Source organism: Pseudoduganella violacea, from assembly GCF_014191875.1.
Classification (GTDB): Bacteria; Pseudomonadota; Gammaproteobacteria; order Burkholderiales; family Burkholderiaceae_D; genus Rugamonas; species Rugamonas violacea_A.
On the sequence record NZ_JACHXD010000016.1, the window covers coordinates 61,563 to 76,152 of the forward strand.

8 protein-coding genes are annotated in these 14,590 nt (G+C 63.5%); 2 read left to right on the forward strand and 6 right to left on the reverse strand.

All coding sequences use genetic code 11. The features are described 5' to 3' along the window. Positions 1-5: 5 nt before the first annotated feature. The 5 genes from FHS03_RS22275 to FHS03_RS22295 all read right to left on the reverse strand — a co-directional run bounded on the left by FHS03_RS22275 (position 6) and on the right by FHS03_RS22295 (position 7,304). Positions 6-2,108, reverse strand: coding sequence for a TonB-dependent receptor plug domain-containing protein (locus FHS03_RS22275; protein ID WP_183443128.1), 2,103 nt, complete (start codon positions 2,106-2,108; stop codon positions 6-8). A 68-nt stretch (positions 2,109-2,176) separates the two neighbouring features. Next, complete coding sequence (locus FHS03_RS22280) at positions 2,177-2,989, reverse strand: citrate synthase family protein (RefSeq protein WP_183443129.1); 813 nt, start codon at positions 2,987-2,989, stop codon at positions 2,177-2,179. Continuing rightward, positions 2,986-3,783, reverse strand: coding sequence for a citrate synthase family protein (locus FHS03_RS22285; protein WP_183443130.1), 798 nt, complete (start codon positions 3,781-3,783; stop codon positions 2,986-2,988). Before FHS03_RS22285 ends, FHS03_RS22280 begins: the two co-directional genes overlap by 4 nt. Then, on the reverse strand, positions 3,784-5,709 hold the full coding sequence (locus FHS03_RS22290) for a thiamine pyrophosphate-binding protein (protein WP_229426343.1): 1,926 nt from the start codon (positions 5,707-5,709) through the stop codon (positions 3,784-3,786). A 383-nt stretch (positions 5,710-6,092) separates the two neighbouring features. Then, entirely contained in the window at positions 6,093-7,304 is a 1,212-nt protein-coding gene (locus tag FHS03_RS22295; protein ID WP_183443131.1) for a cyclic di-GMP phosphodiesterase, read from the reverse strand. A gap of 291 nt (positions 7,305-7,595) precedes the next feature. On the opposite strand from FHS03_RS22295, the gene FHS03_RS22300 reads away from it, so the two are divergent. Beyond that, positions 7,596-9,074 (forward strand): AAA family ATPase, encoded by a 1,479-nt coding sequence (locus tag FHS03_RS22300; RefSeq protein ID WP_183443132.1) that lies wholly within the window; start codon positions 7,596-7,598, stop codon positions 9,072-9,074. Next, entirely contained in the window at positions 9,074-9,973 is a 900-nt protein-coding gene (locus FHS03_RS22305; RefSeq protein ID WP_183443133.1) for a hypothetical protein, read from the forward strand. Before FHS03_RS22300 ends, FHS03_RS22305 begins: the two co-directional genes overlap by 1 nt. Positions 9,974-10,006: 33 nt before the next feature. Here FHS03_RS22305 and FHS03_RS22310 read toward each other — a convergent pair whose 3' ends face one another. Continuing rightward, the gene (locus FHS03_RS22310; RefSeq protein WP_183443134.1) at positions 10,007-14,548 is read right to left on the reverse strand and encodes an EAL domain-containing protein; all 4,542 of its coding nucleotides are present in this window, start codon (positions 14,546-14,548) and stop codon (positions 10,007-10,009) included. Positions 14,549-14,590: the final 42 nt, after the last annotated feature.

Sequence of the window (14,590 nt, forward strand, 5' to 3'; positions counted from 1 at the left end):
CTTGCCTACATGCGGTAGCTGGCCTGGATCGAGAAGGCGCGCGGGGCCATCGGCAGGTCGTTGGGGATGGCCAGGCCCGGGGCCAAACTCGGTTCGCGCGCGTCGGTGTTGAACAGATTGCGCACCGAGGCCGAGAAGTTCCATTGCTGGCGGCCGCGCTGGGTGGACAGGGACAGGTCCACGGTCTTGTAGTCGTCGATCGCCGGACGCAGGTCGCCAGCGGCGCGGCGCCGTCCCGCTACCCAGTTCAGCTGCGTGGACAGCAGATAGCCGCTGATGAATTGCCAGTCGGCGCGGCCGTACAGGTGGTGGCGCGGCACGTAGCCCGCGTCCCGCCCGGTCAACTTGTCGATCGAGCGCTGGAAGGCGTAGTTGCCGCTCAGGCGCCAGGCGCGATTCAAGTGCCAGATGGTTTCCAGTTCCGCGCCGCTGCCTTTCTGGCTGCCGGTGTTGCTGTACGTGGCGCCGGTGCCGGCGATGGCGTTCGGCACGGTGCGGATGATGTCCTGCATCGAATAGCGGTACAGCGACAGGTTGACCTGCGCGTCGTTGGCCGCCTGCCAGGCGAAGACCGCTTCCAGCGTGCCGTTCTTCTCGGGACGCAAACCCGGATTGCCCAGCGCCACCGGGTTGGTGATGCCGTAGCTTTCGCTGAAGGACGGGGCGCGGAAGGCGCGGCCGTACAGCAGCTTGGCCGTCATATTGTAGGTGGCGTCCCACACCAGGGCCAGGCGCGGATTGGTGGTGGTGCCGAAGTCGGAATAGCGGTCGTGGCGCACGCCGGCCGTCAGGGTCCAGTCCTTGGCCATGCGCCACTCGTCCTGCACGAAGACGTATTTGATCTTGCGGCGGTGCGGGCGGATGAAAGGATCGCTGTCGGACACGTCAACCACCGACGGCAGCGGGATCGGGGCGCCGTTCGGCGCATAGCGGAAGTTACGCGTTTCGCGCGCGCGGTACAAGTCCAGGTCTTCGTAGCCGGCGCCGATGCGGATTTGGTGGCGCGCAAAGCCGCTGTAGTCGGCATAGGCGGCCAGGCGCACATTGCGCTCGCCGTAATCGGGGCCGCCGATCATGCCGTTCGGGAAGGCGCCGGTGGGCAACACGGTGCCGGGCGGCAGCAGCTGGAAGTCGGTGGTGATCGTTTGCTTGTATTGCTGGGTGCTGACGGCGGCGCCCACGCCCCAATCGGGCGCGAACTGGGCGTCGGTCCAGCTGATATTGCTGGTAATGCGTTCGCTCTTTTGCTGGCCCACCGGGTCGAGCGCGGAGGCAATGCCGGCCCCGGTGCCCAGCTTGTCGCGCAGCTTGTAGCCGAAACGGGCGCGCAGCTTGCCGCGGCTCAGGTCCAGGTTGGCGTCGACGGCGTCGCGGCCGGTGTTGACCGCGCCGGGCGCGCGGCTGACGCGGGTGCCGAACAGGCGGTCGTTGCGGCTGGCGGCATCGGCTTCGATGACCGGGTCCATGCCGTCGCTGCGGCCGACGCGCAGATAGGCGGCGACGTCGATGTCGCCCCATTGGCCGCCGTGCTGCACCCAGGCGTCCTTGGTATTGAACGAGCCGGCGCGCAGCCCGAATTCGGTGCCTGGCGTATCGGCCGCGTTCTTGGTGATGATGTTGATCACGCCGGAGAAGGCGTCCGAGCCATACAGGGCGGAGCCTGGACCGCGGATGATTTCGATGCGGGCAATGTGTTCGACCGGGTAGCCGCCCCACAGATTGCCCTTGTTACCGACAAAGACCGTGGTGATCGGCACACCGTTCTGCAGCATCAGCAGCTGCGGCGTGAACTGGCTGAAGATGCCGCGCACCACGTACAGCGGCGCGTAGTTGTTCGCGCTGCGGTTGACGTGGACGCCGGGCACGCCCTCCAATACCTGATCGAGATCGGTGGCGCCCATGGCTGCGATATCGGCCGCCGTGATCACGGTCGCCACGGCCGGGGCGCGGCGCAGCGACTGGACGTTGCCGGTAGCGATGCTGATGCTGTCGTTATCGCCGTAGACGAGGGTGAGTTCCTCTTCTTCGCTGGGGTTCTGGGCCAGCACGGCCGCGCCGGGGAAAAGCAGGGCCGCCGTGAGGCAAATGCGTAATACTGGCGAAGACATCTAATTCAATCTCCCAATGTCGTTTTGGCGATTGTAGCGCGTACAACTTACTTCTGTGCAAAAAATTACTATTCTACCAATTGTGCACTCCAGGAACGTTGTGCCAAACCCTCATACGCTACTCCATCGCAAGGAGTAGGGAACAGCGCGCCCGGTGGTTTCTCGGCCGCTTCCACCACGCAGGGCGGCATCCCGGCCAGGAAGGTGGGGATGCGCAGCAGCTGGTATTCGCGCGCCGACAGGCCCATATCGGCGATCAGGGCCGCGTGCAGGGCGGCGTAATTCATGCGCAGTTGCGGGTAATGCGGCAGCAGCACACGCTCCACGGCGAAAGCCAGTTGCAGGTGCGGGCCCTGGTCCAGGTCCAGCTTGCGCGCCAGTTCCATGATCCAGGGCAGACGCTCGTCGCTGGAATTGATCGGACGGCCGTAGCCATAGATGCGGTGGGCGCGCGCCTCGGCCAGCACCAGCGTTTCCAATTCTTCGCCAGCGGCCACGCGCTGCAGCGCCGCCTGCAGGAAGCTGATGGCGCGCAGGCCGGCCAGGCCGCCGTACACCGTCGCCTCGGACAGGGCCAGGGCCGCCACGATGCCCAGGTTGGCGCTGCTGCGCGCGCTGGCGGCCAGGCCGGCGACGCGGTTATTCCACAGGCGCGCGTCGGGATAGCTGGTGTTGACCCAGATCGCATGCAGCATCTCGATCTGGGCGGCAGTCAGACGGCGGCCCGTGATGCCGAAGACGTAGAGTTCGACCCAGTCCAGATCCTTCAAGTCGCGGTGCAGGTCGTGGCCGCGGAACACGGCGTGGCTGCCGGGATAGGCTGCGCCGACACGGGTTTTCAAGCGTCCCGCATGTTTTTTCAGCAGGTCCGGGCCTCTCATGCCGCCTCCTGCAGTTCGACCGGATAGAAGGGGAAGCGCTTGAAACCGCCCGTCTTCTGTTCCAAGGCATGCGCGGCGGCGCCGGGAAGGCGCAGCAGCAGGTACAGCATTTCGCCTTCGTCGGGCGACAATCCCAGATCGTGCAGCACGCAGGCGGCGACGCCGGCGGTGGTCAGCGGCAGACCGATGGCGGCATGCACCGCATCGAGATTGGCGTGCAGCCAGGCCGTATGCGGACCGGCGCCGATGCGCACCAGCGCCGCCAGCAGTTGCGCGACGGTGGCGGGCAGCGATGCGCCATGCGGGTCGAAGCCCGGGACGTGCTTGCGCTCGGGCCAGACTTCGATCGGGCTGGCCGCTTGCGGTTCGGACCAGCCGCGCCACGCCTCGACCGCGTGGCCGCATTGCTGCCACATGGCCATCGCATCGTGCACTTCGCGCGCGCCGCCGTAGCGCCCAGCGCCGACCGAGAGCGCGGCGATCAGCGAGGCGGCGGCGGTGGAGCCGCCCACCGCGCCGCACATGGCGGCATGCACCGAGGCGTCGCGCGGGCCGGGATTGGCGAGGGCGACGGCCAGCGCTTCCAGTGCGTCGAGCTGGGCGCGCGGCGGCAGGCTGTCGCGCAGCAGCAGCCAAAGCATTTCGGTCCAGCGCGCGTTGCCCACCATTTCGCCGAACACGTCGTAGCCGCGGCAGAAAGCGGCGCGGGCGGCGAAAGGATTATCGGCTTCGGCTTCTTCGCGCCAGATGCGGGTGTGAATCAGGTCGCGGGCCGTATTTGTGTCGCCGTCCATTTATGCGCCTTCCTTCAGCACGCGCAGGCGGCTGTTCATGGGCGGCACGGCTTCCGGATCGATATGGACGTCGAGCAGGGTGGGGCCGGGATGGTTGCAGATCGACTTCAGGTCCAGCGCTGCCAGGTCAGCCGGCGAATGGATGGTGTAGGCGCGGCCGCCGAGGGAGCGCGCCAGCAGGGCGAAGTCGGTCGGCGGCAGGGCGTAGCCGATCGGCTCGCCGCCGCCCAGGCGCTGGCCATGCTTGACCATGCCCAGGGCGCGGTCGTTCAGCACCACGTAGATCACGCACAGCTGCTCGGCCACGGCCACCGACAGTTCCTGGCCGCTCATCAGCATGCTGCCGTCGCCGGTGATGCAAACCACGGGCGTGGAGGGATTGGCCGCCGCCGTGCCCACGGCCGCGCCGATGGCCCAGCCCATGGGCGCGAAATGGCTGGTCAGGCGCAGCCAGCCGCCCTGGCTGCGACGCTGTTCCAATTCGCGCGGATGGTCCCCGCTCAAACGTTCGCCGGCGCGGCGCTCGCCCTGGCGGCGGTCGCGCGCTTCCAGGTAGTGGGCGGCCCAGGCCACGCTATTGCCGGCATCGGCCAGGAAGCGGGTGCCGTGCGGGAACAGGCGTCCCAGTTCGCGCATCAGGCGCTGCGGCTTGAGCGGCACCTCGTCGCTCAGATACGCTTCGGGATCGGCCAGGATGCCTTCCGGCGCCAATTGGGGCAGCGCTTCGTGGCCCGGCATGGACGGCCGTGTACCAGCGGCCGTTTCGCACTGGCCGGCGGCGGGCGCGCTGCCGGCACTGCTGGACACCGCGGGCAGGGCGGTGGCCGGCGCCGCGCTGCGCTCCAGCAGGCGGGCGAAGATGGCGCGCGGATTACCGCGCAGGTGGAAGCGGGCCATCGGCGTGCGCGCCAGATGCTCTTCCGATTCATCGATATGCACCAGGCGTTCGTTGAGCAGGCTGGCGTTCCAGCCGCCCGTATTCCATTCGCCCATGCTGCTGCCCACGGCCAGGATCAGGTCGACCTCGGGATCGTTGAGCGCATCTTCGGCCGCCGCGTGGCCGCCAAAGCCGAACACGCCGCGGAACAGCGGGTGCTGCGGCGAGATCAGGCCCTTGCCGTCCGGCGTGGCAACGAAGGCGGAGTTGCTGCACGCGGCAAACTGCATTACCGCGTCGACCGCATCGCCGCAGGCGCCGCCGATCAGCAGCACGGTCTTGCGGCTGGCGTCGAGCATGGTGCGCAGGGTCTCGACCGCCCCCTCATCGACCAGGAGCGAAGGACGCAGCAGCGGCGTCAGGTCGTAGGCCGGCGCCGGATTCTTGCTGTGCGCGCGGAACACGTCCAGCGGTACGCTCAGATGCACCGGACCGCGCGGCGCGCGCAGGGCGTGTTGCAGTGCGGTTATAAGTTTCCACTCTAGCTGCATTGGGTGCGATATCAAAGAGTTATAGCGGGTGCAGGGGCGGAACATGCTCATCACATCCATGCCGGTGCAGGCCGATTCCTGCAAGCCATGCTTGCCGAAGGAGGCGAGGGTCGGCTGGCCGGTGATCACCAGCAGCGGCACATCATTGGTATACGATGTGGCCACGGCCGTGAGCATATTGGTGGCGCCGGGGCCGGAGGTGGCGACGCAGACGCCGATCTTGCCGGTTTCCCGGGCATAGCCGTCGGCCATGAAGGCCGCGCCGGCCTCGTGGCGCGCGACCACGTGGCTCAGGTTGCCGCCGCGGCGCTGGTGGCGGGCGATGGCGTCATACAAAGGTTCAATGGCGCCGCCCGGGATGCCGAAGATGCAATCGACTCCGATCTGGTCGAGGTAGGCGACCAGCAGGTCGGCCATATCCATGGGGCGGGCGCCGGAGCGCGTTCGGTCAGCATGGCGGGTGCCATCCTGCTGCTGAATAGCGGGACTGTCAAACATACGATTCCTTGTTATGGAAGAGGGATGCCCGGCGTGACGCTAATCTTAGTAAATAGAAATTAAGATTGATTTGGGGCAATATTGTTGCAGCGCGCAATGATAGCGCAAAAACTGGCGTTCTTGTTACTTTTTGTGAGAATTTAACATTCTCAGCAGCGGGCATCTAATAACTTGCTTTATGCAAGTAATATTGAAAGCCGCCTGGCAAGCGGCTTGGCGCGGAATTATGAATATTTTTCAGGCATCCGCAGTTCGACCGCCATTTCACCATTGTCTTGATCGAGGCGATTTCGCGGCGGCGAAGCTGACGTATGCTGGCTTAATTCGGCGACGATCAGCACGCGGAAGATGGGGGGTATTTGGGAGGTGCGGGCCTAACCGCGTTAAGCGGGGTTCAGCCAGTAGCGCTCGATATCGCGTAAATTCCACGTGGCCGCATCCTCACGGGCAGCGATTGATTCTTGCAGGCCGGGCAGCGCCAGGTCGACGTTTTCGGGGGGGATATAGCTGGTCGATTTGGTCGAGAAGAACACCCGCACCAGCGGCTGCAGCAGGGACTTGGTGTTATCGAGCACTACACCCAGGCGGCCCGAGCGCAGGCGCACCAGGGTGCCCACCGGGTAGATGCCGATGCACTTGACGAAGGCGTTAAAGATGGCGGGATCGAAGTGGCCGGCCTTGGTCCATTCGGCCATCTTGCGCAGCGATTCGGCCGGACACCAGCCGGCCTTGTAGGGACGGTCGGAGGTGATGGCGTCGTACACATCGCAGATGGCGCCCATGCGCGCATGGCGGCTGATCTCCTCGCCCTTCAAGCCATGCGGATAGCCGCTGCCATCGTATTTTTCGTGGTGGTGCAGGCAGACGTCGAGCGCAATGGACGAGGCGCCTTGTGCTTCGGCCAGCAAGCTGTAGCCGGCGGCGGGATGGCCTTTGACGGCGCCGAATTCGGCGTCGGTCAGCTTGCCGGGCTTATTCAGAATATTGTGCGGCACCGCCATCTTGCCGATATCGTGCAGCAGGCCGCCCAGTGCGCATTCGCGGATTTCCTCATCATCCAGGCCAAGCTGGCGCGCCAGCGCCGCCATCAGCGCGCACACGGCAACCGAGTGCAGATAGGTGTAATCGTCGGCCTGTTTCAGGCGTACCAGGCTGATCAGGGCGCCCGGATTGCGCAGCACCGAGGCGGCGATTTCCTCCACCAGGGGCATGGCGCTGGCCACATTGCTCAGCCGTCCCATGCGCGCTTCGTTGAACATGGTATTGACCGCTTCCTTGGAATGCTGCACCAGCCGGGCGGCGCGTTCCAGTTCCTCGGCCACGGGCGTGCTGTCCACATTGCTGAAGCGAAAACGTGGTGCGCTGCCGGCGCTGGCGGGCTGCGCCGTCATGGTGGCGGCGGCCTCCATCACGTCCAGTCCGCGCGTGACGTCGATCCAGATCTCGCGCACGCCGCAATTGCGCACCTGGTGCACCAGCTCCGGGGCGTCGATGGCGAAGGAGGTCTGCCAGAAAGGCGAGTTGAGCCATGAGCCGCAGAGCTGCTGCATATACATGCCTTGCCGTACTTTTTCTACTGGTATCTTTTTGAGCATATCCGTTACCCGTCAGCTTAATGACGGCCTCATCACAGGGTTGACGAAGGGAGCTCAGGGTGAAGGAGACTCGGTTGGCAGCGCCAGGCTGCCGGCCAGGTAACGGGGAGTAAGGTTGCCTGATGGAAGTAATCTTAGCACAGTCATGCGATTTTTGGCCAGCGGCGTTGCTGTGCGCACACAGCTTTGTGCGATAAATTGTTGAGTGGAAAATAAAATTATCATGAAATCAAGTTGCGGAGTAGAATCCCCGCACTGTTTTCATTGCCATCTATTGCAACGTTTCCATCCATGATCAATTCGATTCAAACCAAATTCGGCGAGCTGCAACTGGTGCCGCCCGCCGTGCTGAAAGATCCCGGCTTGAATATTTATGCGGCCGATTCGATGACCCTGATCGTGGGGCCGAACGGTTCGGGCAAGAGCCGTTCGCTGTACGAGATCGTGTCGAATGTGCTCTCGGTCAATAAGAGCGTAGAAGGCAAGGACAATCCCTACAGCAAGACTCAGCTGGTCTATTACACCCCCGTTCCCTTCCCGCACCCCATGCCGCCGGAGGGCGAGCAGTTCATCGACTTGGGCAAGCGGAAAAAGTCGGTGAAGGAATACCAGAATTTCGCGGTGTTAAACGACATTGCCGAGTTTTTCGGGTTTTCGCCGCAGGTGGTTTTTTCCTTTCATTCCGCGGACTATATCAAACTCCATATTGCCCAATTATTCTCCAATACCAGATGGGTGGATATCGAGGGCTTGCCAAGCGTTCTCAAACAAGCAATGGAGAACCTGCAGGCAAAGCAAAAGGACGCCGAGCTTCAGCGCAGAAAAATCGGCTACCAGGCGTATCGCGAGCTGCCTGCCTACCAGGATTTGCTGTTCCTCGAAGGCGAGGCGGAGGCCCGGATTGCCTCTTATTTGAAGGAGCGTCTGGGCGATGATTACGACCTGAAAATGCAAGCCTTGTTCTATACGACCAAAGAGCACAGCAAGATGAACGATGTGGTTCAATGGTTTTTGCAGGAATTGGATGTGCCGTTTACGCGTAAATTGAAAACGCTGCCAAAAACGGCAATCCGGGCCTATCAGCAAACTTTGAACAAATTGCAGGATATCTGGGAGGTCTTGGGGCGGCCTGATATTGCAAGGGCGAGCGTACTGAGCGAGGCGCAAGTAATGTCACTGCAGAGGATCGGCTATGCCGGCCTTGGCGATATCTCGATCAAAGGCTTGAGCGCAGGCGGCGCGGCGCTGCTGGAGCAATTTTCCATCATCGAAAATGCGCTGCGCGAGCGCAAGCCAAAGCGCGACAGGAAATTCAGCAATCTGCTGCTTTTGATCGATGAGGGCGATGTGTTCCTGCATTTGAAATGGCAGCAAAAATACATCAGCTTCCTCAATAGCTATATACGAAAAATCAGGGAGCGGGGAATATTTGCCGCCATCCAGGTGGTGCTGACCACGCATTCGCCGGTGCTGATGAGCGACTTTCCCAGGGATTGCATCATCCAGCTCAGCGAGGATGAGCAGCAAGGGTGGGCGATATTCGGCGCGGAAAACAACGAGGAGCTTGTTTCCTTTGGCGCCCCTTTGCAATCGATTATCCATCAGACCGGTAAGGCGGGCACCCTCGGCGAATTCTCTGTGGAATTCATGAAGACGGTCGTCGGCAAACTCAGGGCTGGCGAACAAGTGAATGACTACCATATCCGCATGATTGACGATCCGGTCATTCAATCCTTCGTCAAACGACTCAAAGAGATGAAGGAAATCTAATGCTGATCAATATCTCCGATGTCTGGAAGGAGGCCGGTAAGACGCACGCCAAGTACGTCGAGGAGGCCATCGATGGCGCGACGGTCACCAGTCCCCATCTGAAGCATTTGCTGGATCGAAAAAGAGATGCGATCGTCAATGGCACGCCGGCGCAACTGCGCCAGCTGATCTATTTCGCCGACGGCCTGCTGTCTTTGTGCGACGAGGCAGAGTACAGCTTGTTCAAGACGGAATGCGAAACCGTCTTTAACTATCCGAAATTCCGCAACAAAAGAGACCTCGATTACAAAGGATGGGATGCTTACAAGCTGTGCCAGAAATCCCCTTACGTCCTTTGCCCTTATTGCCAGCAAAACTTTGCCTTTACCGTTATCAGCGAGGATAACAAGAGTTTCCGGCCGACCCTCGACCATTTCTACTCGCAAGCGCGATACCCCTATCTGGCGATCACCTTGTCCAACCTGGTGCCCTGCTGCCACGTTTGTAACAGTTTTTTGAAAGGCGAGGTGAATTTCTTTCACCAGCAGCACCTGCATCCGCTGGAGGATCAGGAAAGCCTCCATTTCTGCTTCGACGAAATCGAGCATTTGAATATCCAGAAATCGGACGGCATGCGTTATGAGGTCAGCCTTCGTCCCGCCGTGGGCCAGAAAGCCCGCAATTCGGCAAAGTTATTCCTGCTGCCTGAACGCTATGCGATCCATTCCGCCATGCTGAATACCTTCATCGAAAACATGCAAATTTACGATGAGATCAAGACCGGGTTCTTGAAAAATACCTTTGGCATTCCGTGCTCGTTCACCGAGCGCCATAGCCTGGGCTTCGATATCGACAATTACCGGAATGAGCTTCTAGGCAAGGTCAAAAAAGACTTGTACGAGCAAGTGCGCGGAAACTAGGCAGCCCGGCCGGTGACGCCGGCCGGGCTGTTGTCAGGCGTTGAGCTGCAGGGCTTCGCGCTCGCGCACCAGGCGGGCGAACTCGTCGGCCGGGATGGCGGGGCTGAGGTGGTAGCCTTGCAGCAGATCGCATTGGCGCGAACGCAGGAAGCGCAGCTGGGCCTCGGTTTCCACGCCCTCGGCCACCACCTCCAGGCGCAGGCTGTGGGCCAGCGCGATGATGGCGGTGACGATGGCCGCGTCGTCGGTATCATGCGGGACGTCGCGCACGAAGGAGCGGTCGATCTTGATGATGTCGACCGGGAAGCGCTTCAGGTAGGACAGCGAGGAATAGCCGGTGCCGAAATCGTCGATCGACAGGCGTACGCCCAGATTGCGCAGCTGGTGCAGGGCTTGCAGCGTTTCCTGCGCGTTTTCCATCAGCGTGGTCTCGGTGATCTCCAGCTCCAGGTGCTGCGGCGCCAGGCCGGTGGTGTTCAAGGCCGCTTCCACCGAGTCGGCGAATTCTTTTTGCAGCAGCTGGCGCGCCGAGATGTTCACGGCCACGCGCAGCGGCGGCAGGCCGTCGTCCAGCCAGGCCTTGAGCTGGGCGCAGGCGGTGTGCAGTACCCATTCGCCCAAGGGGTTGATCAAGCCGGTTTCCTCGGCCAGCGGGATGAATTCGGATGGCGGCACCATGCCGCGCGTCGGATGGCGCCAGCGCACCAGCGCTTCCATGCCGACGATATGGCCGTTTTCCAGCATGGCTTGCGGCTGGTAGAACACTTCCAGCTGCTGCTGTTCCATGGCGCGCCGCAGATCGCTCTCCATGCGCACATGCTCGCTGATCGATTGTTCCATCGACGCTTCGTAGAACTTGAAGCCGGTATTGGTCTTCTTGGCGCGGTACATGGCGCTGTCGGCGTGCTTGACCAGGGTCGCCACATCCTTGCCGTCGTGCGGGTAGATGGCGATGCCCACGCTGCTGGTGACGAAGATATCGTGGCCGTCGATCTGGAATGGCGTGGACAGCACGCGGCAGATATTGTGGGCCGCCGCCGCCGCCGCCGCCGGGCCTTCGAGTTCGCCCAGCACCACGGTGAATTCGTCGCCGCCCAGACGGGCCACGGTGTCGACATTGCGCACGCTGTGGCGCACGCGCTGGGCCACGGCCACCAGCAGGCGGTCGCCGACGTCGTGGCCGAGATTGTCGTTGACGTACTTGAAGCGGTCCAGGTCCATGAACAGCACGGCCAACTGGTGCTCGCGCTTGGCCGCTTCCTCGATGCCTTGCGCCAGCAGTTCGAAGAACAGGGTGCGGTTGGGCAGGCCGGTCAGCAGGTCGTTATAGGCCAGGTGGCGGATGCGCTTCTCGGCGCGGTTGGCTTCGATGATGCGGCGCACGCGCTGCGACAGCACGGCGTAGTGGATCGGCTTGGGAATGTAGTCGCTGGCGCCGGCGGCAAAGGCGCGCTCCACCGAGGAATTGTCCTGCAGGGCGGTGATCATCAGCACCGGAATGGCGCTGACACCGGGAATTTCCTGCATGCGGGCGCAGGCCGTGAAGCCATCCATTACCGGCATCACGGCGTCCATCAGGATCACGTCCGGCTGGCAGCGTTTCAGCATGGCCAGCGCTTCGGCGCCGTCGGCCGCCTCTTCCACGCGGAAGCCGTCCCTTTGCAGGATGTAGCGCAGGGTGGTGCGCGTGCTGCGGTCGTCGTCCACCACCAGCACGTGGGCCAGTTCGGCCATATCCAGTTCGGTATCGAGCACCTTGCCGCGCACTTCGGGCGCGAGGAAGGTGGCCACCGCGTGGTAGGCGTTGCGCATGTCCTGCAGCATGGCGGCGATGTTTTCCAGGCGATGGTTGATCGCCATTTCCTCGGCGCGCTGGGCCAGGTGGGCCAGATGCGTTGCGCCCAGATTGCCGGCCGCGCCTTTGAGCGAGTGGGCGCGGGCGCGCGCCAGGTCGGCATTGCCGTCGCGGACGGCGTGTTCCAGCTCGTTCAGGTAAGTGGGCGAATCTTCCATGAAAGGCATGATCGCGTGCGGCAGCGAGGCGCCCAGGATTTCGCGCAGCTTGTCGAAGACGGCGCGGTCGACCGGCGGTTCTTCTTCCTGCTGGATGGCGGCAATGGCGCGGTCGTGCAGGGCGACGATGGCGTGGCCGCCGACCGGCGCCTGGACCGGTGCGGGAGCCGGCGCTGCAGATGCCGCCGCTGGAGCGGGCGGCGTGGCGCCGTGCGGCAGCCAGCGTTCGAGCTTGTGGCGCAGTTCGATCAGGGTGATCGGCTTGGCCAGGTAATCGTCCATGCCGGCCGCCAGGCACTTCTCGGCGTCGCCGCGCTGGGTATTGGCCGTCATCGCCACGATCGGCACGCGCCGTCCCAACGCCTCTTCGGCCAGGCGGATATGGGCGGTGGCTTCGTAGCCATCCATTTCCGGCATGCTGCAATCCATCAGGATCAGGTCGTAGCGGTTGCGCTGGGCCGCCAGCACCGCTTCGTGGCCGTTGGAGGCGAATTCGCAGACGCAGCCGTTCATCGACAGCATGCCCGCCGCCACCAGCTGGTTGGTACGGTTGTCTTCCGCCACCAGCACACGGTAATGGCGTTCCGGCATGGCGCGCGCCGAGCGCGGCGCCGGCGCGTGCGCATCGTGGGCGTCATGATCAGCCAGCAGGGAGCGCAGGGCTTTCAGCAGGCGCTCGTGGCGCAGCGGCTTGGCCAGCGCGGCGTGGGCCGGATGCATGCTGTGGGCGGTGCTGTCGCCGCTGGTGTTGCCGTAGCGGTCGAGCAGCAGGAGATGCGGCGCCAATCCGGCCGAACCGATACGGGCGGCCAGGTCGACGCCGCTGTCGTCGTGGGTGCCGAGATTGAGGATGGCGACATCGTAAGGCGTGCCGGCGGCATAGGCGCCATGCAATTCGGCCATGGCGCTGTCGGCGGCGGCGGTGGCGAAGCAGCGCATGCCTTGCTGTTCCATGCTCAGGCGCAGGAAGCTGCGCACACCGGGGCTGGCGTCGAGCACCAGCGCGCGCAGGCCGGCCAGGCTCTTGTCGGCCGCCGCTGCCGCTGCTTGCGGGCATTCCTCGGCGGCGCGATGGCAGCGCACGGAGAAGACAAAGGTCGTGCCCTGGCCCGGGGTGCTGCTGACGCCGATCTCGCCGCCCAGCAATTCCACCAACTGCTTGCAGATGGCCAGGCCAAGGCCGGTGCCGCCGTAGCGGCGCGTGGTCGAGGGATCGGGCTGCACATAGGATTCGAATACATGCTGCTGCGCCTGCGGGCTCATGCCGATGCCGCTGTCGCGCACCTCAAAGCGCAGGTCGAAGCCGTCCATCTCGTGCTGCGCGGCCATGCTGACCTGGACGCAGACTTCGCCCTGTTCGGTGAACTTCACCGCGTTGCCCAGCAGGTTGACCAGGATCTGGCGCAGGCGCAGCGCATCGCCCTTGATGCGCGCCGGCACGTCGGTGTCCAGCAGATACACCACGTCCAGGCCTTTTTGCTGGGCCGGACGGGCGATCAGCTCGACCGCCTCCTCCAGCAGCTTGCGCAGGTCGAAATCGGCTTCTTCCAGCGACAGCTTGCCCGCCTCCATCTTGGAGAAGTCGAGGATATTGTTAATCAGGTCGATCAGGGTGCGCGAGGAATTCCAGGCCACGTCCACGCATTCCTGCTGGCGCTGATTCAGGTGCATTTCCTTCAGCATGTCCAGCATGCCGACCACGCCGTTCAGCGGCGTGCGCACCTCATGGCTGACGGTGGCGGCGAATTGCGCCTTCATCTGCGCCATATTCACGGCGGCGTCGCGCGATTCCTTCAGTTCCGCCTCGCGCTGCTCCAACACGCTCATCATCTGGTTGAAGGCGTGCGCCATCTCCACCAGGTCGCGCGGGCCTTCCGGCGCGGCGCGCATGCCCGATTCGCCGGCTTCGGCGCGGTGCATCAGGCCGAGCAGGGCGTTGAGGGGATTGATCATATGGCGCGTCAGCAGGCGCACCAGGCCCAGCAGGATCACGGCGAACGATAGCGTCAGCGCCAGATTGCCGAGCAGGAGGGACATGGTGAGCCGGTCCAGCGTGCCTTTGCCGACCTGCACGTGGACATAGCCGAGCAGCTGCGGCTGGTGGTCCTGCACGTCGAAGGGCGTGGCCTCGGCCTGGCCGCCATAGACGGGCGCGCCGAACTGCCAGGCGTCGCCGGTTTCGCCCACCAGGCTGGCCTTGACCGGGGCCGCGCCCACGCCTTTGGGGAATTGCGGCAACTGCTTGCCGCCTTCGGCCTGGGCCAGCAGCACCAGCTGCTTGGCGTCGCTGATCTGCACTCCGGCCACGTCGGGGAAGGCGAGGGTGGAGCCCACCACCTCGCGCGCATTTTCCGGTGAATGATAGAGCAGCGCCAGGGTACTTTGGCGCGCCAGGTTCTCGGCGATGCGCTGGCCCTGTTCAATGAAATAATCGCGCATGCGCGCGCTGGCCTGCCATGAGTTCATCAGCGAAGAAAACAGCGCCAGGCCCAGGATGGCGGCCGAGATGATGACGGTCAGTTGGCGGCGGAATTCAGTACGGCGTAAAAAATGTTGAAACATGGCGGCCGGGCTCAGAAGTCAAATGGGAGTCGCCGCTGAAAC